The 26,679-nt window shown below is 75.7% G+C and carries 19 protein-coding genes and 1 pseudogene (1 of these 20 running past the window's edge); 17 read left to right on the top strand and 3 right to left on the bottom strand.

Annotation, left to right across the window (positions count from 1 at the left end):
• The first annotated feature begins 58 nt into the window (after nt 1-58).
• The 8 genes from RVR_RS27125 (at nt 59) to RVR_RS27160 (ending at nt 12,903) form a co-directional block, all read left to right on the top strand.
• Complete coding sequence (locus RVR_RS27125; RefSeq protein WP_202236510.1) at nt 59-352, top strand: DUF503 domain-containing protein; 294 nt, start codon at nt 59-61, stop codon at nt 350-352.
• A 44-nt stretch (nt 353-396) separates the two neighbouring features.
• Complete coding sequence (rbfA, locus tag RVR_RS27130) at nt 397-906, top strand: 30S ribosome-binding factor RbfA (RefSeq protein ID WP_202236511.1); 510 nt, start codon at nt 397-399, stop codon at nt 904-906.
• Nucleotides 903-1,799, top strand: coding sequence for a tRNA pseudouridine(55) synthase TruB (gene truB / locus RVR_RS27135; RefSeq protein WP_202236512.1), 897 nt, complete (start codon nt 903-905; stop codon nt 1,797-1,799). Before rbfA ends, truB begins: the two co-directional genes overlap by 4 nt.
• A gap of 435 nt (nt 1,800-2,234) precedes the next feature.
• The gene (locus RVR_RS27140) at nt 2,235-6,623 is read left to right on the top strand and encodes a serine protease (RefSeq protein WP_202236513.1); all 4,389 of its coding nucleotides are present in this window, start codon (nt 2,235-2,237) and stop codon (nt 6,621-6,623) included.
• 216 nt (nt 6,624-6,839) lie between these two features.
• Nucleotides 6,840-9,680 carry a PEP/pyruvate-binding domain-containing protein gene (locus RVR_RS38695; protein ID WP_272933112.1) on the top strand — a complete coding sequence of 947 codons (2,841 nt, stop codon included), beginning with the start codon at nt 6,840-6,842 and terminating at the stop codon, nt 9,678-9,680.
• Nucleotides 9,677-10,606 carry a hypothetical protein gene (locus tag RVR_RS27150; RefSeq protein ID WP_202236514.1) on the top strand — a complete coding sequence of 310 codons (930 nt, stop codon included), beginning with the start codon at nt 9,677-9,679 and terminating at the stop codon, nt 10,604-10,606. Before RVR_RS38695 ends, RVR_RS27150 begins: the two co-directional genes overlap by 4 nt.
• A 525-nt stretch (nt 10,607-11,131) precedes the next feature.
• Entirely contained in the window at nt 11,132-11,803 is a 672-nt protein-coding gene (locus RVR_RS27155; RefSeq protein ID WP_237404988.1) for a phosphatase domain-containing putative toxin, read from the top strand.
• A gap of 140 nt (nt 11,804-11,943) precedes the next feature.
• Entirely contained in the window at nt 11,944-12,903 is a 960-nt protein-coding gene (locus RVR_RS27160) for a bifunctional riboflavin kinase/FAD synthetase (RefSeq protein ID WP_202236515.1), read from the top strand.
• A gap of 205 nt (nt 12,904-13,108) precedes the next feature.
• Here RVR_RS27160 and RVR_RS27165 read toward each other — a convergent pair whose 3' ends face one another.
• Both RVR_RS27165 and RVR_RS39200 read right to left on the bottom strand, forming a co-directional pair.
• On the bottom strand, nt 13,109-15,919 hold the full coding sequence (locus RVR_RS27165; RefSeq protein ID WP_430393247.1) for a MinD/ParA family ATP-binding protein: 2,811 nt from the start codon (nt 15,917-15,919) through the stop codon (nt 13,109-13,111).
• A gap of 972 nt (nt 15,920-16,891) precedes the next feature.
• Nucleotides 16,892-17,017: pseudogene (locus tag RVR_RS39200) on the bottom strand (SCO5717 family growth-regulating ATPase); the annotation flags it as partial.
• A 295-nt stretch (nt 17,018-17,312) separates the two neighbouring features.
• On the opposite strand from RVR_RS39200, the gene RVR_RS27170 reads away from it, so the two are divergent.
• The 6 genes from RVR_RS27170 to RVR_RS27195 all read left to right on the top strand — a co-directional run bounded on the left by RVR_RS27170 (nt 17,313) and on the right by RVR_RS27195 (nt 23,782).
• Nucleotides 17,313-18,020: a chloramphenicol phosphotransferase CPT family protein gene (locus RVR_RS27170; protein WP_202236516.1), complete on the top strand. Its 708-nt coding sequence runs from the start codon at nt 17,313-17,315 to the stop codon at nt 18,018-18,020.
• A 152-nt stretch (nt 18,021-18,172) separates the two neighbouring features.
• Nucleotides 18,173-18,460: a 30S ribosomal protein S15 gene (gene rpsO / locus RVR_RS27175; RefSeq protein WP_033173003.1), complete on the top strand. Its 288-nt coding sequence runs from the start codon at nt 18,173-18,175 to the stop codon at nt 18,458-18,460.
• 346 nt (nt 18,461-18,806) lie between these two features.
• Nucleotides 18,807-21,026 carry a polyribonucleotide nucleotidyltransferase gene (locus RVR_RS27180; RefSeq protein ID WP_202236517.1) on the top strand — a complete coding sequence of 740 codons (2,220 nt, stop codon included), beginning with the start codon at nt 18,807-18,809 and terminating at the stop codon, nt 21,024-21,026.
• A complete protein-coding gene (locus tag RVR_RS27185) occupies nt 21,023-22,399 on the top strand; it encodes a M16 family metallopeptidase (protein WP_202236518.1) in 1,377 nt (458 codons plus the stop codon). Before RVR_RS27180 ends, RVR_RS27185 begins: the two co-directional genes overlap by 4 nt.
• Nucleotides 22,400-22,487: 88 nt before the next feature.
• Entirely contained in the window at nt 22,488-23,285 is a 798-nt protein-coding gene (gene dapB / locus RVR_RS27190) for a 4-hydroxy-tetrahydrodipicolinate reductase (protein ID WP_202236519.1), read from the top strand.
• Between the two features lie 5 nt (nt 23,286-23,290).
• On the top strand, nt 23,291-23,782 hold the full coding sequence (locus RVR_RS27195; RefSeq protein ID WP_202236520.1) for a tetratricopeptide repeat protein: 492 nt from the start codon (nt 23,291-23,293) through the stop codon (nt 23,780-23,782).
• Between the two features lie 7 nt (nt 23,783-23,789).
• Here the strand turns inward: RVR_RS27195 and RVR_RS27200 are convergent, their stop codons facing one another.
• Nucleotides 23,790-24,332 (bottom strand): hypothetical protein, encoded by a 543-nt coding sequence (locus RVR_RS27200; protein ID WP_202236521.1) that lies wholly within the window; start codon nt 24,330-24,332, stop codon nt 23,790-23,792.
• A gap of 167 nt (nt 24,333-24,499) precedes the next feature.
• Here RVR_RS27200 and thyX point away from each other — a divergent pair, with 167 nt between their 5' ends.
• The 3 genes from thyX to RVR_RS27215 all read left to right on the top strand — a co-directional run.
• Nucleotides 24,500-25,261, top strand: a complete 762-nt coding sequence (gene thyX, locus RVR_RS27205) for an FAD-dependent thymidylate synthase (protein ID WP_202236522.1) — start codon at nt 24,500-24,502, stop codon at nt 25,259-25,261.
• Nucleotides 25,262-25,443: 182 nt separating this feature from the next.
• Complete coding sequence (gene dapA, locus RVR_RS27210) at nt 25,444-26,343, top strand: 4-hydroxy-tetrahydrodipicolinate synthase (protein WP_202236523.1); 900 nt, start codon at nt 25,444-25,446, stop codon at nt 26,341-26,343.
• Between the two features lie 253 nt (nt 26,344-26,596).
• Nucleotides 26,597-26,679: the beginning of a ribonuclease J gene (locus RVR_RS27215; protein ID WP_202236524.1), read on the top strand. The gene runs 1,603 nt beyond the window's last position; only the first 83 of its 1,686 coding nucleotides appear in the window; the start codon lies at nt 26,597-26,599; the stop codon falls past the right edge of the window.

Consider the following 26,679-nt stretch of genomic DNA (forward strand, 5'->3'; position numbering starts at 1 on the left):
GTCGACGGCAGGAAAAGCCGTCGATCGGCCCCGGCCGTCGCCTGTACCGTTCATGGTCATGTACGTAGGCACGCTGTGCTTCGACCTGCTGCTCGGTGACGTACGGTCACTGAAGGAGAAGAGGTCCGTCGTCCGCCCGATCGTCGCCGAACTGCACCGCAGGTTCGCGGTGAGCGTGGCCGAGACGGGGGACCAGGACCTCTACCGCAGGGCCGAGATAGGGATCGCGACGGTGTCCGGCGACCTCGGGCACGTCAAGGACGTCCTCGACCGGTGCGAGCGCTGGATGGCGGCTCGGCCGGAGGTGGACCTGCTGTCCACGCGGCAGCGCATCCACGGTGACGACGAATGACCGGACGACGGACCGAACGAACCGAGTGAAGAGAGAAGAAGACGATGACCGACACCGCGCGGGCGCGGAAGCTCGCGGACCGCATCCGGGTCGTGGTCGCCGAGACCCTCCAGCGGCGGATCAAGGACCCGCGGCTGGGGTACGTGACGATCACCGACACCCGGGTCACCGGTGACCTGCGGGAGGCGACGGTCTTCTACACGGTCTACGGCGACGACGAGGAGCGCGCCGCCTCCGCCGCCGCCCTGGAGAGCGCGAAGGGCGTGCTGCGCTCGGAGGTCGGCCGGCAGACCGGGGTGCGCTTCACGCCCACCCTGGCGTTCGTCGCCGACGCGCTGCCCGACAACGCCCGCACCATCGACGACCTGCTGGCCAAGGCCCGCGCGGCCGACGAGCAGGTGCGCAAGACCGCCACCGACGCGCAGTACGCCGGCGACGCCGACCCGTACCGCAAGCCGGCCGAGGAGGACGACGACCTCGACGACGCGGCCGGCGACGGCGCCGACGGCCCGGCCGCCGCGGCCGGCGACGAGGACGGTCGCGGCCAGGCATGAGTCCCAGGAAGGAAGGCCCGTCGGGCTTGGTCGTCGTCGACAAGCCCGGGGGGCTCACCTCGCACGGCGTGGTGTCCCGGATGCGCCGGCTGGCCGGCACCCGGCGGGTCGGCCACGCCGGCACCCTCGACCCGATGGCCACCGGCGTGCTGGTGATCGGGGTGGAGCGCGCCACCCGGCTGCTCGGACACCTCGCGCTCACCGAGAAGGAGTACGCGGCCACCATCCGGCTCGGCCGGACCACCGTCACCGACGACGCCGAGGGCGAGGTCACCGCGGAGGTGTCCGCCGCCGGGGTCACCCGGACCGCCGTGGACGCGGGGGTCGCCGCGCTCACCGGGGCGATCCTCCAGGTGCCCTCCAAGGTCAGCGCGATCAAGGTCGACGGGGTGCGGTCCTACACCCGGGTGCGCGAGGGCGAGGAGTTCGAGCTCGCCGCCCGGCCGGTGACGGTCAGTGCGTTCACGGTGGGCGAGGTGCGGGTGCCCGACGGCGCGCCGGACCTGCTGGACATCGACGTGACCGTGACCTGCTCCTCCGGCACGTACATCCGGGCACTGGCCCGGGACCTCGGCGCCGGACTCGGCGTCGGCGGCCACCTCACGGCGCTGCGCCGCACCCGGGTCGGGCCGTACGACCTGACGGGCGCGCGCACCCTGGAGCAACTGGAGGAGGCGTTCGAGGTACTGCCGATCGAACGGGCCGCCGCCGCGGCCTTCCCGCGCTGGGACGTCGACGCCGACCAGGCGCGGCTGCTCGGCAACGGGGTCAGGATCGCCACGCCCGCCCTCGGCCCGGGTACCCACGCGGCGTTCGGGCCCGACGGGCGCTTCCTGGCACTGGTCGAGGAGCACCAGGGCCGCGCGAAGATCGTCGCGGGCTTCGGGCAGTAGTTCCGGGGGGCGGGGCGCGCGCCGCCCCGCCCGTACCCGGTTCTGCCCCTCCCGCGGCCGTGACCTGGCGGCACCGGTCCGCTCCGCGGCCCGTGCTCAGCGCGTCGTCCCGCCGGTTCAGCCCGCCGGCCCGCCGGCCGGTCCGCCCGCCGTGCGGCTGCCGCGCCGTGCGGGGACGCCTCGCCTCCGCCGTGCGGCGGGACCGCCTGTCCCCTTGGCCGTCCCGCCCCACGACCCCCTCCACCCCCCCTGGGCTGTCCCTATCCATCCAGGCCCCCGAAATCACCCGGATGGACGGGCGCTCGGAGTGAACGCGGGGTCGCACGGGGGCGCGTTCTCCCGGTGATCTTGGCACCGGACCTACCGCCCCCTACCGTCGATAGCGGGACGAAACGGGGTGCAGGGGGGCGCGGGTGGAGTGGGGGAGAACCGGTCATGACAGTGGTGCGCAGTGGTGGAAGGACCCGGGGGCGGGCCGGGCACGCCGGTGAACAGGCCGGCGGACGGACCGGCGCGCCGGACGGCGCGACCGGTGCCGACGGCGGCGCGGGCGCGCTCATCCGGGTCTGTGACCTGGCCGGACGCCCGCGCGGCACCGGCTTCCTGGCCGACCGGGAGGGCACCTTGGTCACCAGCCACGAGGCGGTCGACGGGCTCGCCCGCCTGGTGCTGCACGCCCCGGGCGAGCAGGTGTGCCTGGTCGAGGCCGAGGCGGTCACCCCCTTGCCGGGGTGCGGCCTCGCGCTGGTGGCGACCGAGGGGCTCGACGTGCGCCCCCTGCCGATCGCGCCCGCCGGCTCCGTCTCCGGCCACCGCGAGCGCCGCGCGGTGCTGCGGCTGCCCCGACCCGTCCCGGCGACCGTGCTGGGCACCACCGCGGTCACGTACACCGCCACCGACCGCTTCCACCTGCTGGAGGGGGTCCACGAACTGGCTCTCGACGGCGCCGACCTGGCGGAGGCCGGCCCCCAGGCGTCCGGTACCCCGGTCGTCGACGCGGCGACCGGCGCCGTGCTCGCGGTGGTGGTCACCGCCCTGCATGCCGGGCACCGCGCCGGCGGCTTCGCGGTGCCGTTGCACACCGCCTCCGCGCCCGCGCCGCTGGCCGAGCTGATCTGCCGGTCCGCCGCGACCGTGCCGGCGTACGGCGCGCACCTCAACCTCGCCGGTGCCCTGCACCTGGCCGACACGGCCGTGGACTGCGCCGCCGTCGCTCCGGAACCGTGGCGGGACCCGGTGGCGAGACCCGGCACCGCCGCCGCCCTCGACCGCTTCCTCAGCCGTCGCGGCGAAGCCGCCCCGCTCGCCTGCGGGCTGGTCGGCGAGCCCGGCACCGGCCGCAGCACCGAACTCGCCGCGCTGGCCGACCGCCGGCGCCGGGACGCCGACCCGGCGCCGACGGTCTGGTTGCGCGGCGCCGATCTGCGCCCCGGGGACGGCAGCGTCAAGGACGCCGTGGAGCGCGCGCTGCGCGCCGCCGTCCGGGTGGTCGACACCGAGCACCGGCGCACCCCCGGACGGCCGTCGCGGGCCCCGTCGGCGTACGTCCCGGCGGACCCCGCCGAGGAGGTCGCCTTCCTCGCCCGCGCCGCAGGCCGCCCGCTGGCCGTCCTGCTCGACGCGCCCGAGGAGATGCCGCCCGTCCTCGCCCACGAACTCGCCGGGTGGATCGCGGCCACCGCCGGCTGGCTGCGCACCAGCAGGGCCCGGCTGGTCGTGGCCTGCCGCCCGGAGTTCTGGGAGCAGGCCGGCGCGCTGATCCCGGCCGAGCTGCTGTACGACCCGCCGGCCGTGGCGGGTGGCGGCACCAACGGTGGCGCGGGCAGTGGGGCGGGTGGCGGACCGAGCGGTGGCGCGGACAGCGGGACGCGCGGTGCGCTGGGCCGTACGGCGGGTGGCGGCACCGGCGCACCGGGCGAACCGGGCGTCTGCGCGCGGCCGTTGCCGCCCTGCGTGCGGATGGGGGACCTGGCCGGACTGCAGGCGGCCGAGGCGCGGGAGCGGCACGACCTGCCCGACGGCGCGCTGCGCGCCCAGGACGCGGGGCACCCGCTGGCGCTGCGGATGCTGTCCCGGTTGCGGACCGAGATCGGCGCGTGCGCCGAGGAGGGGCCGCCGCCGAGCCGCGCGGAGGTCTTCGCGGCGTACCTGGACGCCGCGTGCCTGCGGATCGCCGTCCGGCTGGGCGCCGAGACCCCCGCCTCGCCGCCGGTCCGCGGCCGCGGGCTGCGCCGGCTGGCCGCCCGGGTGGCCGGGCAGGCGCACGAAGCGGCCCGGCGCTGCCTCGGCCCCGGCCAGGGAGAGCTGGACCGCGAGGCGTTCGAGGAACTGTTCCCCTGGCGTACGGGCTGGGCCTCCGCGGTGCTCGCGGAGGGCCTGCTCGTGCCGGCGGGCGCGGGCTACCGCTTCGCCCACGAGGAGTTCGGCGACTGGATCCAGTCCCTCCACCTCGACCTGCCCTCGGCGCTGAACGCCCTGGTGCACCGCTGGTCGCCCTGCCCCGGGCACCCCCTGCCGCCCGTCGTGCCCGGGGACGCGCCGGTCCGGCTCCCCTCGCGGACCGCCGGGCGCTGCGCGGGGGCGGGCACCGGAGCGCGGGTCCTGGCGGGGCTCGGTGGTGCGGCCGGCCGGTCGGCCGCGGTGCCGCCGGTACCGCCCGCGCCGCCGGTCGGACCGTCCGGCCGGCCCCGCTCGCTGCCGGTGCCCCGGCACCGGGCCGGGCCGGTGGTCGGGGCGCTGCTGCTCGCACCGCCCGGCGCGCTGGCGGAGCATCTCGGGGCGCTGGTCGAGGTCCTGGACGACGGGCGGACCGGGGAGCCCGGCCCGTGGGCCCCCTGGTCCCGTCCGCCGGGGCCGGCCTCCGTCCCACCGCCCGCGGCCTCCGTACGGGCGCCGGCCGGGCCGGGCTCCGGCGGCGCGGAGGGCGAGGCGGACCTGGAGGCGGACACCGTCCCCAACGCCCGGGGCCGGGCCCTGGTACGGACGCGGGGACCGGGACCGAGACCGGGGCCGGGGCCGGGGGAGTCCCCGCGGGAGGTCGTGGCCCCCGGGCCGCCCGGAGAGGCCCGCCGCAGGAGCGAGGCGCAGTGGTGGGCCGCGCACCTGCTGCGGGAGGCGCTGCTGCGGGTCGGGGACGCCGGGCCGCTGGTGCCCGTGCTGCGCGCATTGGCCGGTCGGATCGTCGTGCGCGCGATCGCGGTCGGCGGCTTCGTGCCGGAACACCTGGGCGCGCTGGGCGGGTTCGGGCCGTGGTTCTGGCGCGCGCTGCCGCTTCCGGTCCCCGACCGGCTGGAGTTGCTGAGGGTGCTGCTCCCGGCCGACGGTCCGCCCGGCGCGGGGCAGCAGGACCGGTTCCTGGGCGTGGTGGCGGGGCTGGTGCGCGAGCAGGGCGGGCAGGCGGTGCCCGCCGTGTGCGGCTGGTTCGACGACGACCGCCCGCTCCAGGCGGCGCACCCGTTCGCCGTCGGCGGGCGCCTGACCGTGGCCTGCGCCGCGCAGGCCCTGCTGCACACTCACAGCCGCCGTGCCCCTCAGACGCTGACCGAGGCCCTGGTGGACGCCGGGCACCCCGGCGCCGACGCGGTGCTCGCCGCACTCGCCGAGGACGACCCGGGCGCGGTGTGCCGGGCCGTCGACCGATGGGCGCACGACCCGCGCCCGGACCGCCGGGTGGCCGCTGCCACGTACGGCGCCCGGGTCGCACGCTTCGCCCGCGGTCCCGCCGACCGCGAATTGCTGCGCTACGCGGCGCTCGCGCTGCTCGCCCGGGCCGACGAGACCGGTCTGCACGGCGCCGCGCTGGGGGTGCTGGTCCGCGACTCCGCGACTCGGGTGCGCTACCTGCCGGCCGCGCTGCGCGGCTTCGCGGCGGGCGACCCCGGCCTGGCCCCCGACGCGCTCGTGGAGGCGATGGACACGCACCCCGAGATGGTGCTCGACGCTTTCCGGACACGATTGCGGGAGGCGGGCGGGGCACTCCCGAGCCGGGACGGTGACCGTAGCCGGGACGGTGACCGGAGTCGGGACGGTGACCGGAGGCCGGACGCAGGTCGGGACAGGGACGGCGGTCGGGACAGGGACGGCGGTGCGGCCGGCCACCTCCCGGGCACCCCCATGGGCACCGCCCCCGGCGCCGAGCCGGGCGCGGCCGGGGGCGCCGCCGGGAGTGCCGCCGCCCGAACGGGCGCTGCGGGCGGGAGACGTCCGGTGGGTCCGCCGGGCGGAGCCGAGGGCCGTGCGGCGGCGCGGGCGGCCGAGGTGCTCGCCGCGCTGGCCGCCGTCAGGGAGCCGGTCCTCGCCCGCCGGGCCGCCGTCCTCGTCCAGGACCACCTCCAGCAGCACCCGGAGGCCGCGCCGGACGTCGCCCGGTACCTCGACCTGCGGCTCGAACACGGCCCGGGCGCCCGCCCGTTGCTGCTCCACGTCACCGCGGAGCTGTTGCGCGACCATCCCGCACCCGTCCGGGCCGCCCTGCTGCCCGTCTTCGCGACCCCCGGCACCCACCTCTCCCAGCCGCTGCGCCACGAACTGCTCGACGCGGCCCTGGAGACCGAGCGCGACGCCGACGTGCTCGCCGCACTCCTCGCCGCCGCGGCCCGCGCCGCCCCCACCCAGCACCCCCTGCTCACCCGCGACCTCGTCCACCGGCTGGCCCTGCTGATGACCCGCACCCCCGAGGGCGCCGTCCGCTTCGACCGCACCGTCGTCGCCCTCGCCGCGGACCACGCCGCCTTCGCCCACCTGTTGCGCACCTGGCTCACCGACGTCACCTGGGACGCGCTGCTGGGCCCGAGCGCCCGGCACGACCTCCTCGTGGCCTCCTGAGCCGGGCGGCGGGCCGCCGTGCCGCGCCCCGCGCCGGTCCGTGGCCGGAACACGGCGGTCGGACTCCGCGGCGAGGCAACCCGGCGGCGACGGCGGAAGGTCTCCGGGGTGAAGAAGCGTTGTCCTTACGGGTAGGGGCTGTTGGGGGCGGTCGTGCGGCTGCGACCGGTTGTCCCGGGCGTCCCGAAGGGCGGCGACCGCCGGAAGGAGCAGGCAATGGGCATGGGGATCGAGGCAGAAAGCGCCACCGCCCTGGCGGTGGCGCCGCTGGACACCGCCGTGGCCGCCGACCCGTCCGTGGCGGGCGCGAAGGCGGCGAACCTCGCGCGGGCCGCCGCCGCGGGACTGCCGGTGCTGCCCGGTTTCGTGCTGGTCGCCGCCGACCGGGCGCCGGACGCCCCCGCGGGCACCGAAGCGCTCCGGTCCGCGTGGGAGCGGCTGGTGGCGAGCACCGCGCGGGCGGCGGCCGCGGCAGGCGGGGATGTCCAGGCCGCGGGCGCGGAATCGTCCGCGGGCGCCGAATCGTCCGCAGGAACGGGACCGTCCTCAGGACCGCACCTCTCCGCGGGAACGCGACCGCACCCGTCCCCAGGACCGCAACTGTCCGTAGGACCCGAACCGGACGGTGTGGCACCCGCGCGGGACGCGGAGGCAGGTGGCACGGTACCGGGCGCGGAGCGCGTCGCACTCGTGGTGCGCTCCTCCTCCGCCCACGAGGACACCGAGGACTCCTCGATGGCCGGCCGCTTCGACTCGGTGCTCGACGTGCGCGGCTGGGACGCCTTCACCCGGGCGGTCCGCCGGGTGCTGGACTCCGCGCTGCGGGTCGCCCCGGACGGCGGCGCGGACACCGGCCACCCGATGCACGGGATGGCGGTGCTGGTGCAGCCGATGCTCCAAGCGGCCGCCGGCGGGGTGATGTTCGGGGCAGACCCGGTCGAGGGACGGTACGACCACATCCTGGTCAGCGCGGTCACCGGCGGCCCCGACCGGCTCGTGGACGGCAGTACCCAGGGCGTGCGCTACCAGCTCACCCGCCGCGGGCGCCTGCTGCGCGCCGAGCCGCCGCAGCCGCACGGCGGCGGCCCGCTCGGCCGCCGCCGGCTGGCCCAGCTCGTCCGGCTGGCCCGTCGCACCGAGAAGGTCTACGGCGGCCCGCAGGACGTCGAGTTCGGGTTCGACGCCGCCGGCCGGCTCTGGCTCTTCCAGGCCCGGCCGATCACGGCGATGGCGGCCCGCCCGGCGCGCGGCGCGCGGCTGCTGGGGCCCGGGCCGGTCGCCGAGACCCTGCCGGGCGTGCTCCAGCCGCTGGAGGAGGACCTGTGGCTGGCCCCGATGAACCAGGGCCTCACCCTCGCCTTGGACATCGCGGGCGCCGCGCCCCGCCGCAAGCTGCGCCGGCTGCCGGTGGCCACCGCGGTGGACGGCCGGGCCGCGGCCGACCTGGCGCTGCTCGGTGCGGTGCCCGCCGCGCACCCGGTGCTCGACTTCATCAACCCCGCGCCCGGCGCGCGCCGGGCCGCCGCGGCCTGGCGGGTCGGCCGGCTGCGGACGGCGCTGCCGCTGCTCGCCCGGGACCTGATGGCCGACGTCGACCGGCAGTTGCACTCGTTCGCCGCGCCCCGGCAGATGCTCAGCGGCGAGTTGCTGACCGCGGTCGCCTGGGGCCGTACGGTGCTCGCGTCGCTGCACGCGCAGGAGTCCCTGGCCGGCGCGCTGCTGGACACCGACGCCGGGAGCACCGCCGCGGGCGAGGCGCTGGCCGTGCTCGCCGAGGGGCGCGAGAGCGGCCGTACCGACCGCGAGCTGGTCCGCCGTCAGCCGGTGCTGCTGGCCCTGCTGCCGCCGTCGCTCGGCGCGCACGCGGACCTGCCCGAGCACGTCGGCTGGAACGGGGTGCCGCGCGGGGTCGGCTTCCTCTCCGTCCGGGAGGGGCTGCGGCTGCGCATCCGGTGGGTCCAGGAGATGCAGGCGTCGATGGTGCGGGAGATCGGCGGCCGGATCGACGCGCACTGCCCGACCGACGAGCGGGGGCGGATCGCCCAGTTGCGCTGGCAGGAGCTGACGGCGGTGGCCGACGGCGGGGCCCGCCCCGCCGACCTCGCCGAGCGGCGGCCGCGCCCGCCGGCCGCGCCCCTTCCGGCGGCCTTCCGGCTGGGCGCCGACGGCCGGCCGCAGGCGGTGCGGACCGGGCGCGGCCGTGGAGGCGCGGAGGGCGGCGGCCAAGGCGCGGGCGGCGGCGGCCAAGGCGCGGGCGGCGGCCACGGCACGGGTACCGCGTGGGACGGCGAGGGGCCGCGCCCGCCGCACCCGGTGCTGGTCGTCCGCACCCTCGATCCCGCGCTCGCGCCGCTGCTGCCGGGGCTGGCCGGGCTGGTCGCCGAGACCGGCAGCGTGCTCTCCCACCTGGCGGTGCTCGCCCGCGAATACCACGTGCCGACCGCGGTGGGCGTGGCGCACGCCGTCGAGCGCTACGGCCCGGGCACGGCCCTGACGGTGGACGGCGCGACCGGCGCGGTCGAGGCGGTGCGGCCCGCCGGAAGGCCCGGGACCGCGGCCGAGGGCGGCCCGGAGCGAGAGGCGGCGCCCCCGCCCCACCGCGCCGCCGGGCCCGACGAGGGCGCCGGGCCCGCCGCCGGCCCGGGGCCCGAGGGAGGCGGCGGGCCGGACTCCGGCTCCGCCACCCGCCCCGGCCGCGACGCGGGCCACGGCTCCGGGGCGGGCTCCGATGCCGCTTCGGACACCGGCCCGGACCGCGGCCCCGGCTCCGGCCGTGGCGAGGGCCATGACGCTGGCCATGACGACGGCCCGGACGAGGGCCGCGGGTCCGTTCCCGCGGGCGACGGCCCCGACGAGCAGCCGGCCGCACCCGTCGGCGTGCCGGCGGCCCGGTCCGCGCCTCCGTCGGACGCCGACCGGTCCGCCGCGCCCGGGGGCCCCGCGGACCCGGACACGCCGTCCACGTCGCAGAGACCGCAGGAGCCGCGCGACTCGGAGGGACCGGAGCGCCCCGGCGCCACCCGCGGCGCATCCCGGGGCAAGGGGGCCGCGGCATGAAGTACGTCAGCTACCTGTTCGGCGGCCTGTCCACCCTCGCCGCCGCGATCTACCTCGTCATCTACCTCTACCGCTGGGAGTGGCAGCGGGCCGTGCTCTGCGGGGTGCTGCTGCTCGCGGTGGAGGGCTTCCTGGTCTGCGCGATCCTGCTCGGCCGGATGGGCCGACTGGAGCGCCGGCTGAACGACGCGGACGCGCGCGCCGAGGAGATCCGGCGCCGGCTGGAGCACGCCCGCGAGCAGTCCGCCCCGCACCCCTTCCGCTGGCTCGGCGCCGAGCACCGAGACGGGGCCGGCCGGGGCGGCGGCACCACGGGCACGTTCGTCTTCGTGCCGATCCTGATGGTGACCGGTGCCGCGCTGTCCGGGGTCGCCTGGGTGATCCAGCGGATCGCGGCCGCCACCGCGCGGCCCGGGGCGGAGCGACGCCTCGCCGGGCGGCTTGCCCCGCTGGCGGCGCCGCCGGGCGGCGTGCACGGCGCCGTACCGCAGTTGGAGGACCGGCCGGCGGTGCCGCCCGCCCGCCGGGCGCGCGTGCTGCTGTCCGTGGTCGGCTCGGTGGCCGGGCTGGCGCTGCTGGTGTGGGGGGTGCACGCGCTCGCCGACGCGACCGAGACGCGGGAGGAGGCGCGGCCGAACGCCGCGGCCACGACCGTCGTCTTCCAGGTCGAGGTGCACGGCAGGAGCGACGCGCCCGCCCGCGAGTTGGCGGCCCGCGACCTGTGGGAGGGCTGCCGCCGGTCCACCTCCGCGCCGAGCCCGGACGCGAGCCTGGGCGTCCTGTCCGACGGCGTCTACGCGGGTGTGATCCGCCCGGCGCTCAGCTCCCATGACGTGATGCGGCTGCGCGGCTGCCTGACCGACGCCTCCGCCAACCGTGCGACGGCCAGGATCCTCGGTGACGGCCAGGCCGCCCTCCCGCACTGACACCGCCCGCACCCGCACTGGCACCTCCCGCACCGACCACACCCCGTACGGGCCCTTCCCGCGCCCACATCCTCGGCACGGGCGCCTTCCACCAGGGCACTTCCTCCACGGACGGTCCCGCCTCGGACGGTTCCGCCCCCGGACACCCCGCACGGTCGTGCCGTGCCCCGGCCGCACCCCGCGCCGCTCAGTGCCCCGCCCCGGCGCGGCCGGGTCGGCGCCCGCCGCCCTTCGGCGGCCCCCTCGCGGCGAGGGCGCCGTACCCGCCCGGGCACGCACCGGCGCCGCCGCTCCGCTCCGGCGGCGGGTAGCCTGCTCGTACGGCGCCGGCCCCGGGCAGGGACGGCGGCCACCGTCCCCCGTTCCACCCAGGTGGTGAACAGCGCCTTGTCCCAGGCACCTACCTCACCGTCCCCCGTGGCGCCCGCGCTCTCCCCGGCGCCCGCCGTGGCGGCCTCCCCGTGCGCTTCCGCACCTCCGCTGCCGCCGGCCGCCCCACCGCTGCCGCTGCCGGTGCCGCCCGGCGTGCGAGGACCCGCCCGGCCCGCGCGGGTCCTCGCCCGCCGCACCGCCAAGGTGCTGCTGTGCTGCCTGCTCGGCTACGGCGTGCTGTGGGCGGGCGCGGCCGGCGGCATGGTCGCGCTGACCGCGTGGGCCCGGCACGACGCCTCCGGCGGCCGCCACACCTCCGCCGGGATCAACCACTTCCTCAAGGTCGGCGCCAAGGTCTACCGCGGGTCCGCGCCCACCGCGCCCGGCTACCGGGAGCTGGCCGACGACGGCATCCGCACGGTGGTGGACCTGCGCGCGGAGAACCTGTCCGCCCGGGAACTGGCGCTCCCCGCGCAGGCCGGGCTGACCGTGGTCAGGCTGCCGATCCGGGACGGCCAGACCCCCACCGAGCAGCAGGTCGACGACTTCCTGCGGATCGTCAGGGCGTCCGACGGCCCGGTGTACGTGCACTGCGGCGCGGGCGTCGGACGGACCGGTGCGATGATCGCCTCCTACCTGGTGCGCACCGGCCAGGCGACCGCCGGGCAGGCCGCGCTGCGGACGGTGGCGGTCGGCCCTCCCTCGATCGAGCAGGTCTACTACGTCCTGCACGCGCAGCGGCACACCAGCAGGCAGCCGCCCGCGCTGGTGAGCGGGATCAGTCGGCTGCTCGACGCGCCCCGCCGGATCAAGGCGTCGCTGTGAGGCGGCGCCCGGCGGCATGGCAGGCTTGTCGGTAGCGCGGTCGTGTGCCGCGCCACGGCCGCGCGCACGCGGCGCGGGCACGGCGAAGACAGCGAAGATGCGGCCTCACGGCAGCCGAACAGCAGAAGCGGAGCGTCAAGGTGCAGCGGTGGCGGGGCTTGGAGGACGTACCCGGGGACTGGGGCCGCAGCGTCGTCACCATCGGGTCGTACGACGGTGTGCACCGCGGCCACCAGCTCATCATGGGGCGGGCGGTGCAGCGGGCCGGTGAGTTGGGGCTGCCCTCGGTCGTGGTCACCTTCGACCCGCACCCCAGCGAGGTGGTCCGCCCCGGCAGCCACCCCCCGCTGCTGTCGGCCCACCACCGCAGGGCCGAACTCGTCGCGGAACTCGGTGTGGACGCGCTGCTGATCCTCCCGTTCACCAGCGAGTTCTCCAAGCTGACGCCGAGTGAGTTCGTGCGCACCGTGCTGGTGGACGGCCTGCACGCCAAACTCGTGGTGGAGGGGCCGAACTTCCGGTTCGGCCACAAGGCCGCCGGCGACGTGGACTTCCTGTCCGCGCTCGGCCTGAAGTACGACTACGACCTGGAGGTCGTGGACCTGTTCGTGCGCGGGACCGCCGGCGGCGGCGAGCCGTTCTCCTCCTCGCTGACCCGGCGGCTGATCGCCGGGGGCGACGTGGCGGGGGCCGCGGAGGTGCTGGGCCGCCCGCACCGGGTGGAGGGCGTGGTCGTGCGCGGCGCGCAGCGCGGCCGCGAACTCGGCTTCCCCACCGCCAACGTGGAGACGCTGCCGCACACCGCGATCCCCGCGGACGGCGTCTACGCCGGCTGGTTGCACGTGGACGGCGAGCCGATGCCCGCCGCGATCTCCGTCGGCACCAACCCCACCTTCGACGGCACCGCCCGCACCGTCGAGGCGTACGCCATCGACCGCGTCGGCCTCGACCTCTACGGCCTGCACGTCGCGGTGGACTTCCTCGCCTACCTGCGCGGCATGGAGAAGTTCGACACGATCGAAGCCCTCCTGGAGCGCATGTCCGACGACGTCAAGCGCGCCCGCGAACTCCTCGAAACCACCGAACCCCCGCGCACCTGACCGCGCGCGTCCGACCGTTGGGCCCACCCGGGCCCGCCCGGTCGTTCCCGGCGCTCGGGCGGCGCCCCGGTGCCGGCCTTCGTCACGGCCCCTGTCCTACGGCAGGGGCCGCCGCCGTGGTGGTCCACGACGGCGGCCCCGGGCCACGCGTCCGATCCGATGCCCGAGGCCCGACGCCGTATCCGACGCGCCGGGCCTCGGGCGGTCAGTACTGCGGCGGCGGGGGCGCCGGGTACCCGTAGCCCTGCTGCGGGTCCTGCGGCGGCTGGCCGGGCTGGCCCGGTTGCCCCGGTTGCCCCTCCTGCGGCCAGCCCTGCTGGGGCTGCGGCGCCTGCGGCTGCGCCGACTCCGGCTGGAAGCCCGGCCGGTCCGGTGCCTGCGGCATCTGCGGCCCCTGCGGCATCTGCGGCGCCGGCGTGTACGGCTGCGGCGGCCCCTGCGGCGCGGCACCGTACTGGCCGGGCGGGACCTGACCGGGCGGCATCGGCTGTGCGCCGTAGGGACCGGGCTGGGCGGGGGGAGGACCGTACGGTCCGGCGGGCGGGCCGTAGGGTCCCGGGCCTTGCTCGGGGCCGGCACCGGGGTGCGGCGCGTGCGGCCCGGGCTGCCCCGGCGCGGGGTACGCCTGCGGACCGCCCTCCTGCGGGCCGCCGTACGGGGCCGGCGGCGGGTACGCCCCCGGCTGGCCCGGCTGCTGGCCGGCGGCCGGGTAGCCGGGCTGGCCCGGCATCGGCGGCGCCTGTACCGGCGGCGGGTTGCTGCCGTCCTGCGTCCACAGCCCCTGCGCCTGCTGCGCCCGTACGAAGTCCTCGGCCACCATCGCGGACAGGTTGAAGTACGCCTCACGCGTCTTGGGCCGCATCATGTCGAGGTCGACCTCGGCGCCCGCCGCGAGGTGCTCGTCGAACGGCACCACCTGCACGCCCCGGCAACGGGTCCGGAAGTGCGCCACGATGTCGTCGACCTTGATCATCTTCCCGGTCTCGCGCACCCCGGAGATCACCGTGATGCTGCGTGCGACCAGGTCCGCGTAGCCGTGCGCGGACAGCCAGTCGAGCGTGGTGCTCGCGCTGGACGCGCCGTCGACGGACGGCGTCGAAACGATGATGAGCTGGTCGGCCAGGTCCAGCACCCCGCGCATCGCGCTGTAGAGCAGGCCGGTGCCCGAGTCGGTGAGGATCACCGGGTACTGGCGGCCCAGCACGTCGATGGCCCGCCGGTAGTCCTCGTCGCTGAACGCCGTCGAGACCGCCGGGTCCACGTCGTTGGCGATGATCTCCAGGCCCGAGGGCGCCTGCGAGGTGAACCGCCGGATGTCCATGTAGCTGTTGAGGTACGGGATCGCCTGTACCAGGTCGCGGATGGTCGCACCGGTCTCCCGGCGCACCCGGCGGCCGAGCGTGCCCGCGTCGGGGTTGGCGTCGATCGCGAGGATCTTGTCCTGCCGCTCGCTGGCGAGGGTGGAGCCGAGCGCGGTGGTGGTGGTCGTCTTGCCGACACCGCCCTTGAGGCTGATCACCGCGATCCGGTAGCAGGACAGCACGGGGGTGCGGATGAGCTCCAACTTCCGCTTCCGCTCCGCCTCCTCCTTCTTCCCGCCGATCTTGAACCGGGACGGCTGGGCGTTGGCACCCGGCTTCTTCGGCTTCGGCTGGTTGCGCAGCAGCCGGTCCGAACTCAGCTCGACGGCCGCGGTGTAGCCGAGCGGCGCGCCTCCCTGCGCGGTGCGCTGGCGCTGGTCGGGTGTCACGGTCGGCCAGCCGCCGGCCCGCGGGTCCACGGGAGCGGTCGGCGCGGCGGGCGCGGCGGGCGCCGGGGGCGCGGCCTCGGGGGCGCCGGGCTGCCCCGGCTGGTTCTGCTGCGGGAAGCCGTACGCGCCGTGCTGGGGCAGCGGTTGGAGCGACCCCGCCTCGGGCTGCGGGGCTCCGGGCTGCCGCGGGAAGCCGTAGCCGCCGTCCGGACCGGCCTCGGCGGCCGGGACCTCCGGCTGTCCCAGTGGCGGCCACCCCTGCTGCCCGGGCTGCTGCGGTACGCCGCCGGGCGGCCCGGCCTGCTGCTGCGGCAGCCCGGTCGGCGCCGGGGCGGGTGCGTACGGCTGCGAGCCGTCCGCGGGGGGCAGCGCGTGAGGCGGCGCGGGTGCGGGTGCCTGCGGCCGGCCCTGCTGCGGTACGGGCGCACCCTGCTGCGGGAAGCCGTAACCGGCCGGTGCCGGCTGAGCGGTGACGGCCTCGGGCGCCTGGGGCGCCTGGGGCGCCTGCGGAACCTGGGGGGCCTGCGGGATGGCGGGCGGTGCGGGCACGGGTGCCGGTGGGGCCGGCGCGGGCGCGGGCTGCGGCTGGGCGTACCCCGTGGGGCCCGCCTGCGGCTGGGGCGCGGGGGAGTGCTGCGGGGGGAAGCCGTATCCGGCGGGCCGGGGCTCCTGCGGCGCGGCCGGCGGCGGGGGAACCGCCGCGGGCTGCGGCAGGGCGTACCCGGCCGGGCTCGGGAGTTCGTAGCCGGACGGCGATGCCGGGGGCTGGGGCTGGGGACTCTGCGGCGGCAGGGGCGCGGGCGCGGCGGGCTCGACCGGTGCGGCAGGGCCCGCGGCTGGCTGCGGCTGGGCGTACCCCGAGGGAGCGGGCGGCTGGTCCGCGGGCGCACCCGGTACCGGCGCGGCGGGCTGCGCCGGGCCGGACTGCTGGGGGAACCCGTAGGTGTTCGGCAGTTGCGCGGGCTCGCCCTGCTGGGCGGGGGATTGTGGTGCCTCGGGCTGCGCCGGTCCGGATTGCTGGGGGAACCCGTAGGTGTTCGGCGGTTGCGCGGGCCCGCCCTGCTGGGCGGTCGGCGGCGCGGGGTAGCCGTACCCGGCCGGGATGACCGGTGCGCCCACCGGCGGCGGGAAGTCCAGGCCCGGCAGTTCGGCGGCCGGTGCCACCGGAGGAGCCGGTGCCAGCGGGGGAGCGGGTGCGACCGGTGCTGCCGGTGCGGGCGGGGCCGGCTCCTCGGCGCGCTGGAACTGCGGCGGCAGCGGCGGCACCGGCCCCCGCGGGGCGTCCGGCGTCCAGGGCTTCGGGTCGGTGGCGGGCGGCACCGGCAGCGGTGTCCACACCGGCGCGCGCTTCTGCGGCGGCGCGTCCTCCGCCTCGGACGGCTGTGCGGTCGGGGGTGCCGGCGGCGTCGGTGCCGCCGGCACCGGCGCCTCGGGCGCCGTCGCGGCCGCCGGCTCCGCGGCCTCGGGGACCGCCGCGACCGGTCGTGCGTCGTCCTGCGGCCCCTCGTCCGCGGACGGGTCCTCGTCCGCCGGCTGCTCGCGCCCGGGCCGCCCGACCTTCGCCAGCATCGCGGCCGCCCGCTCCTCGATCTCCCGCCGCATCGCGGCGGGGGTGAAGTGGAGCGTCGAGTCGCCCGACGGCTGCCGCGAGCGCGCCGCTTCGGCGGCGGCCTCGTCCTTCGACATGAGTTCGGACCCCGGCGGCAGAGGAGGCGCGCCGTCGTCATCGTCGTCATCGTCGTCGGGCGAGGAGGGCTCGTCGTCCTCGACGAGCGGCGCCCCCTCGTCCGCCTGGTCGGCGGCGGAAGGCCGCGGGATGGACGGCACGGACGACGCGGACCAGGACGGCTTCGCGTCCTCCGGCTCCGGCACGGGCTCCGCGGCGGGCCCGGCGGCGGCCGGCCGGGGGATCGACGGCACCGAACCCGCCGACCACGACGGCCGGTCCGCGTCCGACGGGGCGGGCCCGCCCGCGCCGACCCGGCCGCCCGCGTCCGAGCCGGAGGACGGCACCGGCGGGAGGGAGGCCGCCGACCACGACGACGCGTCGCCCGGCGCGCCGCCCGTGCCCGGCTCGGCCGCGGGCCGCGGCTCCCAGACCGGCGTGCGCGGCGCCGTGGTACCGGCGCCGTCCGCCGCGGCCGTGGAGCCGGGCCCGCCGTCGCCGTCAGCGGCGTTGGCGTTCGCGTCCGCGTCCGCCTCGTCATCGGCCTCGGAACCGCTGTCGGTGCTGCTCTGCATGTACCAGGCCGGAGGGGTGAAATCGAAGCGGTACTCGCCGGTGATGTCCGAGACCTCACCCCCGGAGGGACCTTCGACAGGGGCGGCCCCGCCCACGCGGTCGTCGTCCCGATCGCTGCTCACAATGCCTCCAGGTCTGCGTCGGGGAGCAATGCGTCACCGTCTCCCCACCCCGTGCGCCGCCGGGCGTCTGCGCGCCCCGCGGTCCCCGCCACTTCGACGGACAGCCTAATAGCCGGTCGCCGTACGCCGTCAGGCCGTTCGGACACCCTTTCCGCTCCTTCCCGCCCGAATCGCCCCGGACACCTGGGGCCCGCCCGCCCCGCGCCCGCGCCCGGTGCCGCCGCCCCGCCGCCCTTCCGGCGCCGCGGAGCTATGCGCGTATACGGCGGAGCTATGCGCGTATACGATCGTCCGCATGCGTCCCGGCCGGATCATCTTCCTCAACGGCACATCCAGTTCGGGCAAGTCCAGCATCGCCCGTGAGCTTCTGGCGATCCTCGACGGCGACCCCTACTTCCACTTCCCGGTCGACGGCATCAACGCCATGCGGGCGCCCAAGGAGGTCGCCCCCGAGGCCCTCGACGCGGTGCTCACCCGCACCCGGATGGGATTCCACCGCGCCGCGGCCGGAATGGCCGCCGCGGGCAACGACCTCGTCCTGGACCACGTGCTGAGCGAGCCGTGGCGGCTGGACGACTGCCTGACCGTCATGGCCGACGTCGAGGTCTTCCTGATCGGCGTGCACTGCCCGCTGCCGGAGCTCAAGCGCCGCGAGGAGGCGCGCGGCGACCGCCCGCCGGGCCTCGCCGCCTACCAGTACACCCGGGTCCACGCGCACGGCCTGTACGACTTCGAGTGCGACACCGGCACCGCGTCCCCCCGCGAGTGCGCGGAACTCGTCAAGGAGTACGTCGAGTCGCGGGTGGCCTGCGGCCGGCCGCCGACCGCGTTCCGGCGGCTGCGCGCCGCCCGCGCCGCCCAGGCCGGCCGCACGCCGTACCCGCCCGCGTACCCGGTCGACCCTCCGGCGGACCACCCGGCCGGCCACCCGGCGCACCCGGTCCACACGCAGCAGGCCGGCCGCGCCGGGCCCGCCGCCGGCCGCGCCGTCCACCCGGGGTGACCCGCGGGTAGGACGGTCGACGTGCCCTGGTACCCTGGGTCACGGTCACGTGTGTGCACGCACCACGTGGCAGAGCCTTGCGAGTCATGTGAGATTCCCCCGCGAAGTGGACCGGGGGCGCTCGGAGGCCGTAGACACCCTGAGGAGTCCGTATGTCGCTCGACGTCGAGACGAAGAAGCAGATCATCGCCGAGTTCGGCACCAAGGAGGGCGACACCGGCTCCCCCGAGGTCCAGGTCGCGCTCCTGTCGCGCCGGATCTCGGACCTGACCGAGCACCTCAAGACCCACAAGCACGACCACCACTCGCGTCGTGGTCTGCTGATCCTGGTCGGCCAGCGCCGCCGTCTGCTGCAGTACCTGGCCAAGAAGGACATCACGCGCTTCCGTGAGCTGCGCGAGCGCCTCGGCATCCGTGCCGGTGCGGCTGGCGTCCGCTAGGAAGCCGACCAGGGAGCGGTTCCCGTCCAACGGGACCGCTCCCTTTTCCGTACGACCTTCCGAACGGCGGCTTCGAGCAGCCGTTCGGCGGTTCCCGCGGCACCGCGCGGGCCGCGCGCATTGCGTGCGCGATCCGGCCCGTGTCTGATGCAATGGGAGCCGTTGACAGACGAACGAGGAGGAGCGTCCTCCTAACCGCCGCATACGCCGGTCCTCGGTAGTGGCCCCCAGGTGGCAGCCGCCACCGGAGGCTTCGATCGAAGACCGGCCCCGGCGGGACGACGCGACTCCACCGAAGGCCCGGCAGGGACACGCCCTGCGGGCAAGGACGAGGAGAAACCAGATAGTGGAGAACGAGACCCACTACGCCGAAGCCGTGATCGACAACGGCGCCTTCGGCACCCGCACCATCCGCTTCGAGACGGGCCGCCTGGCCCGTCAGGCGGCCGGCTCCGCGGTCGCCTACCTGGACGACGACACCATGGTGCTGTCGGCCACCAGCGCCTCGAAGCAGCCCAAGGAGCACTTCGACTTCTTCCCCCTCACGGTGGACGTCGAGGAGCGCATGTACGCGGCCGGCCGCATCCCCGGCTCCTTCTTCCGCCGCGAGGGCCGCCCCTCCGAGGACGCGATCCTCACCTGCCGGCTCATCGACCGCCCGCTGCGCCCGTCCTTCGTCAAGGGCCTGCGCAACGAGATCCAGGTCGTCTGCACCGTCATGGCGCTCAACCCCGACCACCTCTACGACGTGGTCGCCATCAACGCCGCCTCCTGCTCCACGCAGCTCGCGGGCCTGCCCTTCTCCGGCCCCATCGGCGGTGTCCGGGTCGCGCTGATCAAGAACCAATGGGTGGCGTTCCCGACCCACAGCGAGCTGGAGGAGGCCGTCTTCGACATGGTCGTCGCCGGCCGCGTGCTCGACGACGGCGACGTCGCGATCATGATGGTCGAGGCCGAGGCCACCGCGCACACCATCAAGCTCGTCGAGGGCGGTGTCGAGGCGCCGACCGAGGAGGTCGTGGCCGCCGGCCTGGAGGCCGCCAAGCCGTTCATCAGGGTGCTGTGCAAGGCGCAGTCCGAGCTGGCCGCCAAGGGCGCCAAGCCGACCACCGAGTTCCCGGTCTTCCTGGACTACCAGGACGACGTGCTGGAGGCGCTGGAGTCCGCGGTCACCGGCGAGCTCGCGCAGGCGCTCACCATCCCCGGCAAGCAGGCCCGCGAGGCCGAGCTCGACCGGGTCAAGGGCCTGGCCGCCGAGAAGCTGCTGCCGCAGTTCGAGGGGCGCGAGAAGGAGATCTCCGCCGCCTACCGCGCCCTGACCAAGAAGCTGGTCCGCCAGCGCGTCATCCGCGACAAGGTCCGCATCGACGGCCGCGGCGTCACCGACATCCGCACCCTGGCCGCCGAGGTCGAGGCCATCCCGCGGGTGCACGGCTCGGCGCTGTTCGAGCGCGGTGAGACCCAGATCCTGGGCGTCACCACCCTCAACATGCTCCGCATGGAGCAGCAGCTCGACACGCTCGCGCCCGAGACCCGCAAGCGCTACATGCACAACTACAACTTCCCGCCGTACTCCGTCGGCGAGACCGGCCGCGTCGGCTCCCCCAAGCGCCGCGAGATCGGCCACGGCGCGCTCGCCGAGCGCGCCCTGATCCCGGTCCTGCCCACCCGCGAGGAGTTCCCCTACGCGATCCGGCAGGTCTCCGAGGCGCTCGGCTCCAACGGCTCCACCTCGATGGGCTCGGTCTGCGCCTCCACCATGTCGCTGCTGAACGCCGGTGTGCCGCTCAAGGCCCCCGTCGCCGGTATCGCCATGGGCCTGATCTCCCAGGAGATCGAGGGCGAGACGCACTACGTCGCGCTGACCGACATCCTCGGTGCCGAGGACGCGTACGGCGACATGGACTTCAAGGTCGCCGGCACCAAGAAGTTCGTCACCGCCCTCCAGCTCGACACCAAGCTCGACGGCATCCCCGCGTCGGTGCTGGCCGCGGCCCTCAAGCAGGCCCGCGACGCCCGCCTGCACATCCTCGACGTGATGATGGAGGCCATCGACTCCCCGGACGAGATGTCCCCCAACGCGCCGCGGATCATCAGCATCAAGATCCCGGTGGACAAGATCGGCGAGGTCATCGGCCCCAAGGGCAAGATGATCAACCAGATCCAGGAGGACACCGGCGCCGACATCTCCATCGAGGACGACGGCACCGTCCTGATCGGCGCCACCGAGGGCTCCCAGGCCGAGGCGGCGCGGGCGACGATCAACCAGATCGCCAACCCGACCATGCCCGAGGTCGGCGAGCGGTACCTGGGCACCGTGGTGAAGACCACCACCTTCGGCGCCTTCGTCTCGCTGATGCCCGGCAAGGACGGACTGCTGCACATCTCGCAGATCCGCAAGCTCGCCGGCGGCAAGCGCGTCGAGAACGTCGAGGACGTCCTCGGCGTCGGCGCCAAGGTGCAGGTCGAGATCGCCGAGATCGACCAGCGCGGCAAGCTCTCGCTGATCCCGGTCATCGAGGGCGAAGAGGACGACGCGGACAAGAAGGACGAGTCGGCCCAGTGACGACCCGCTCCACCGCAGTGACGGCCCGCCCCTCCACCAAGGGGCGGGCCGTCCGCACGCGGACCCTGCTGCCCGGCAGCGACGGCACCGGCACCGTACGCCGCTCCGTGCTGCCCGGCGGGCTGCGCGTCGTCACCGAGACGCTGCCCACCGTGCGCTCGGCGACCTTCGGCATCTGGGCTGGCGTCGGCTCCCGCGACGAGACCCCCGTGCTGGGCGGTGCCACCCACTACCTGGAGCACCTGCTCTTCAAGGGCACGCACCGGCGCAGCGCCCTGGACATCTCCGCGGCGATCGACGCCGTCGGCGGCGAGATGAACGCCTTCACCGCCAAGGAGTACACCTGCTACTACGCCAGGGTGCTCGACACCGACCTGCCGCTCGCCATCGACGTGGTCAGCGACATGCTCACCGGGTCCCTGATCCGCCAGGAGGACATCGACGCCGAGCGCGGCGTCGTCCTGGAGGAGATCGCCATGACCGAGGACGACCCCGGCGACCAGGTGCACGACCTGTTCACCACCGCGCTCCTCGGCGACTCCCCGCTCGGCCGCCCCGTCCTCGGCACGGTCGACACCGTCAACGCCCTCACCCGCGACCAGGTCGCCCGCTTCTACCGCAAGCACTACGACCCCACCCGGCTCGTCGTCGCCGCCGCGGGCAACATCGACCACGCCACCGTCGTCCGCCAGGTCCGCCGCGCCTTCGAACGCGCCGGCGCCCTGACCGACCCCGACGCCGTACCGAAGCCGCCGCGCGCCGGGAAGCGCACCATCCGCGGCGGCGGCCGCGTCGAGATCCTCGACCGGCGCACCGAGCAGGCCCACGTCGTGCTCGGCATGCCCGGCCTGTCCCGCACCGACGAGCGCCGCTGGGCGCTGGGCGTCCTGAACACCGCGCTCGGCGGCGGCATGAGCTCCCGGCTCTTCCAGGAGGTCCGGGAGAAGCGCGGCCTGGCCTACTCCGTGTACTCCTACACCTCCTCCTACGCGGACTGCGGCATGTTCGGCGTCTACGCCGGCTGCCAGCCGCGCCGCCTGCCGGACGTGCTCAAGATCTGCCGCGACGAACTGCACCACGTCGCCGAGCACGGCCTCAGCGACGAGGAACTGCGCCGTGCCATCGGCCAGCTCTCCGGCTCCACCGTGCTGGGCCTGGAGGACACCGGCGCCCTGATGAACCGGATCGGCAAGAGCGAGCTGTGCTGGGGCGAGCAGTTGTCCGTGGACGACCTGCTGGCCCGGATCGCCGCGGTGACCCCGGGGGAGGTGCGCGAGGTGGCCCGCGATGTACTGGGGCAGCGCCCCTCGCTCGCCGTCATAGGGCCGGTGAAGGAGAAGCAGGCCGCGCGGCTGCACGAGGCGATCGCGTAGCCGCCGGGCCGCCCCAGGCGCGTCCCGGCACCGTGTCACACCCGCACGCCCTGCTGCGTGACCCTTACACCCGGAGGACTCCCCAACGATGAGCAAGCTGCGCGTGGCCGTCATCGGTGCGAAGGGCCGGATCGGCTCGGAAGCGGTCCGTTCCGTCGAGGCCGCCGACGACCTCGACCTGGTCGCCACCCTCGGCCGCGGCGACCCACTGGAGGCGCTGGCCGACGCCGGCGCCCAGGTGGCCGTCGAACTCACCCATCCCGACTCCGTCCTCGGCAACCTGGAGTTCTGCGTCGGCCACGGCATCCACACCGTGGTCGGCACCACCGGCTGGACGCCCGAGCGGCTCGACACCGTGCGCGGCTGGCTCGACGCCTCGCCCGGCACCGGCGCGCTCATCGCCCCCAACTTCTCCATCGGCGCCGTCCTCACCATGCGCTTCGCCCAGCAGGCGGCCCCCTGGTTCGAGTCCGTCGAGGTCATCGAGCTGCACCACGACAACAAGGCCGACGCGCCCAGCGGCACCGCCACCCGCACCGCGCAGCTCATCGCCGCCGCCCGCTCCGAGGCCGGCCGTCCGCCGCAGCACGACCCCACCACCCACGGCCTCGACGGAGCCCGCGGCGCCGACGTCGACGGCGTCCCGGTGCACTCCGTACGGCTGCGCGGCCTGCTCGCGCACCAGGAGGTCCTGCTCGGGGGCACGGGGGAGACGCTCACCATCCGCCACGACTCGCTGCACCACAGCAGCTTCATGCCCGGCATCCTGCTCGCGGTCCGCACCGTCCCCACCGTGCCCGGGCTCACCTTCGGCCTGGAGCACTTCCTCACCGACGGGCCCGGCGCGGCGGACGGCTCCGCGGCCACCGGGCACCAGGGAGCCTGAACCCGATGCGCGCCAAGCTCAGCTACACCGTCTCCGCGATCGTCCTCGTCTTCTACTTCGTGCTCGTCGGCGACCGCGGGGTGCTGCTGATCGCCGACGGCCGGCCCGTCACCGTGGCGTTCGGGGTGGCCGTGCTGGTGCTCCCGCTGATCGGCGCCTGGTTCCTCTGGCACACCACCCAGTTCGCCCGCCAGGCGGGGCGGCTCGGCCGGGAACTCGAAGCGGAGGGCGGCCTGCCCGTCGACGAGCTGACCCGCACCCCCAGCGGCCGTATCGACCGCGCCTCGGCCGACGCGGTCTTCGCCAGGCGCCAGGCCGAGACCGAGGCCGCCCCCGACGACTGGCGCAACTGGTTCCGCCTCGCCGTCGCCTACTTCGACGCCCGCGACACCCCGCGGGCCCGCAAGGCGATGCAGCGCGCCATCCGCCTGCACGACGCCGAGGCGGCCGCCGGGCCGGTGGGTGCGGCGCCGCGGGCGGCGGAGGACCCGAGGTAGCGGGCGGTCAGCGCAGTTCCAGCGACCAGCCCTCGATGGCGTCCGCCGCGATGTCGAACGCCTCGGTGCGCCCCAGGAAGTCCGCGTTGTGGTCGGTCATCAGCGGCCGCAACGCGCTCCCGCGCCGGGAGATCAGCAGCGCCTGTCCCTGCACGCTGCGCGGCAGTCCCAGCACCCGCACCGGCTGCTGCGCGGTACGCACCGAGGTCACCTGCTGCCAGGGCACCGTGACCGTGGCGAAGTACCCCACCTGCCGCAGCCCCTTGCCGCTGAGCCACACCCCCATCCGCAGCAGCCGCAGCGTGCCGGCGATCACCAGGGCCGCGAGCAGCACCAGCACGCCCGCCCCCTGCACGCTCTTGGCCGCGACCATGATCAGCGCGGCGAACAGCAGGTAGGCGGCGAGCATCAGCGCCAGAGCGGCGACCGCGACCCGCCAGGGGCCGGGGCGGTACGGGCGCATCCAGCGGTCCCGCAGGTCGTGCGGCAGCGGACGGCCGGTCGCGTACTCGTCGTCAACGGCGGCTGCGGAGCGGAAGGGCAAGGACACGCGGAGGATCCTCTTCGGCTGCTGTGCGGTGCGGGGACTATGACGGGTGAGGTTATCCGTCCGGGCCACCGGCGGCCAAGCTCCGGGTCCGCGGACGCCCGCGGCTGCCCGCCGGACCCACCCCATAAGCTGAGCGGCGCACAACAGACAACAGGAAGGACCCGCCGGTGTCCACCGACCAGCCGTCCACCGAGGCCGCCGCGCCCACCCCGGCCCCCGTCCGCTTCCGCGACGACGTGACGGTCGAGCTCGTCAAGCACAGCGCGTCGGACACCGACGTCCTGTGGGCGGCCCGGGTCTCCACGGCCGGTGAGCAGTCCCTCGAGGAGCTGACCAAGGACCCCGACCGCTCCAAGGGCCTGATCAACTACCTCGTCCGCGACCGCCACGGCAGCCCCTTCGAGCACAACTCGATGACCTTCTTCGTCAGCGCCCCGATCTTCGTCTTCCGCGAGTTCATGCGCCACCGCGCCGGATGGTCGTACAACGAGGAGTCCGGCAGGTACCGGGAGCTGCAGCCGGTGTTCTACGTGCCGGGGGAGGAGCGCAAGCTGGTCCAGCAGGGGCGGCCGGGCAAGTACGAGTTCGTGCGGGGGAGCGCGGAGCAGCGGGAGGCCGCGCTCGCCGTGATGGCGGAGTCCTACGAGCGGTCCTACGCGGCGTACCAGGAACTGCTGGCGGCCGGCGTGGCCAGGGAAGTGGCCAGGTCGACGCTGCCGGTGGGCCTGTTCTCCTCGATGTACGCGACCTGCAACGCCCGGTCGCTGATGCACTTCCTCGGGTTGCGGACGCAGCACGAGCTCGCCCGGGTGCCGTCGTTCCCGCAGCGCGAGATCGAGATGGTCGGGGAGCTGATGGAGGCGGAGTGGGCGAAGCTGATGCCGCTCACGCACGCCGCGTTCAACGCGAACGGCCGAGTCGCCCCGTAGTAAATGTCCGAAGTGTTCGGATTGCAGGTATTCACGAAGTTCATCTAGGCTGCGGAAACGGACTCCGGTGCTGCTTGAACCCCCGAGCAGGCAGCGCCGGAGTCCTCATCGCGGGCCCCGTCGTCCACAGGCGCGGCGACCGTGGCTGCGCGGCCGCACACCCACCCAGTAACGTGGGACGCATGGCTCCGACTACCAACCCTGACGCGCCCTTCGGCCGGGTGCTGACCGCCATGGTCACGCCCTTCACCGCCGACGGCGCGCTCGACGTCGACGGCGCACAGCGACTCGCCGCCCACCTCGTGGACCAGGGCAACGACGGACTCGTCGTCAACGGCACCACGGGAGAGTCGCCCACCACCAGCGACGACGAGAAGGACCGGCTGGTCCGAGCCGTACTCGAAGCCGTGGGCGACCGCGCCCACGTCGTCGCCGGCGTCGGTACCAACGACACCGCGCACAGCGTCACCCTCGCCCGCCAGGCCGAGCGCGCCGGCGCCCACGGCCTGCTCACCGTCACGCCGTACTACAGCAAGCCCCCGCAGGAGGGCCTGTACCGGCACTTCACGGCCATCGCCGACGCCACCGGCCTGCCGGTCGTCCTCTACGACATCCCCGGCCGCAGCGGCGTCCCCCTCGACACGGAGACCCTGGTCCGGCTCGGCGAGCACCCCCGGATCGTCGCCAACAAGGACGCCAAGGGCGACCTGGGCGCCGCGAGCTGGGCGATCTCCCGCAGCGGCCTCGCCTGGTACTCCGGCGACGACATGCTCAACCTGCCGCTGCTGTCGATCGGCGCGGTCGGCTTCGTCTCCGTCGTCGGCCACCTCGTCTCCCCCGAGCTGCGCGCCCTGCTGGACGCGTTCACCAGCGGCGACGTCGCCAAGGCCACCGAGATCCACCAGCGCCTGCTGCCCGTCTACACCGGCGTCTTCCGCGCCCAGGGCGTCATCACCACCAAGACCGCCCTCGCGCTGCGCGGACTGCCCGCAGGCCCGCTCCGCCTCCCGCTCGTCCCCCTCGACGAGGAAGAGACCGAGCAGCTCAGGAAGGATCTCGCCGCCGGCGGGGTACACCTCTGAGCACGCGCGGAGCACCACAGGACTTCACAACTGAATACAGCAGTACTCCGCGGCACCAGCCGGGCCCCCACGGGTCACGCGCGGACCGCGGAGGAGCACCCGAGCCGTCGGTCCGCGCACAGCCGGACCACGAACACGTCAACGTCGGAAAAGAATTCCGAACGCGACAGCACCACGAGAACACCGGAACAGCGTCGCGCCGGCCACGGCCCCCACGAGGGGCCCTCTGGCATGCGCGGTAAGGAGAAAACCTTTGAGTCATCCGCACCCTGAACTCGGTCCCCCGCCGCCGCTCGCCGAGGGCGGTCTGCGCATCACGCCGCTCGGCGGCCTGGG

This window comes from Streptomyces sp. SN-593, assembly GCF_016756395.1.
Taxonomy (GTDB): domain Bacteria; phylum Actinomycetota; class Actinomycetes; order Streptomycetales; family Streptomycetaceae; genus Actinacidiphila; species Actinacidiphila reveromycinica.

Bases quoted from the DNA above. Each gene is read 5' to 3' on its own strand.
- rbfA (WP_202236511.1), top strand. From the start codon at position 397: ATGACCGACACCGCGCGGGCGCGGAAGCTCGCGGACCGCATCCGGGTC.
- RVR_RS27125 (WP_202236510.1), top strand. From the start codon at position 59: ATGTACGTAGGCACGCTGTGCTTCGACCTGCTGCTCGGTGACGTACGG.
- dapB (WP_202236519.1), top strand. From the start codon at position 22,488: ATGAGCAAGCTGCGCGTGGCCGTCATCGGTGCGAAGGGCCGGATCGGC.
- RVR_RS27195 (WP_202236520.1), top strand. From the start codon at position 23,291: ATGCGCGCCAAGCTCAGCTACACCGTCTCCGCGATCGTCCTCGTCTTC.
- dapA (WP_202236523.1), top strand. From the start codon at position 25,444: ATGGCTCCGACTACCAACCCTGACGCGCCCTTCGGCCGGGTGCTGACC.
- RVR_RS27170 (WP_202236516.1), top strand. From the start codon at position 17,313: ATGCGTCCCGGCCGGATCATCTTCCTCAACGGCACATCCAGTTCGGGC.
- RVR_RS27150 (WP_202236514.1), top strand. From the start codon at position 9,677: ATGAAGTACGTCAGCTACCTGTTCGGCGGCCTGTCCACCCTCGCCGCC.
- RVR_RS38695 (WP_272933112.1), top strand. From the start codon at position 6,840: ATGGGCATGGGGATCGAGGCAGAAAGCGCCACCGCCCTGGCGGTGGCG.
- RVR_RS27140 (WP_202236513.1), top strand. From the start codon at position 2,235: ATGACAGTGGTGCGCAGTGGTGGAAGGACCCGGGGGCGGGCCGGGCAC.
- truB (WP_202236512.1), top strand. From the start codon at position 903: ATGAGTCCCAGGAAGGAAGGCCCGTCGGGCTTGGTCGTCGTCGACAAG.
- rpsO (WP_033173003.1), top strand. From the start codon at position 18,173: ATGTCGCTCGACGTCGAGACGAAGAAGCAGATCATCGCCGAGTTCGGC.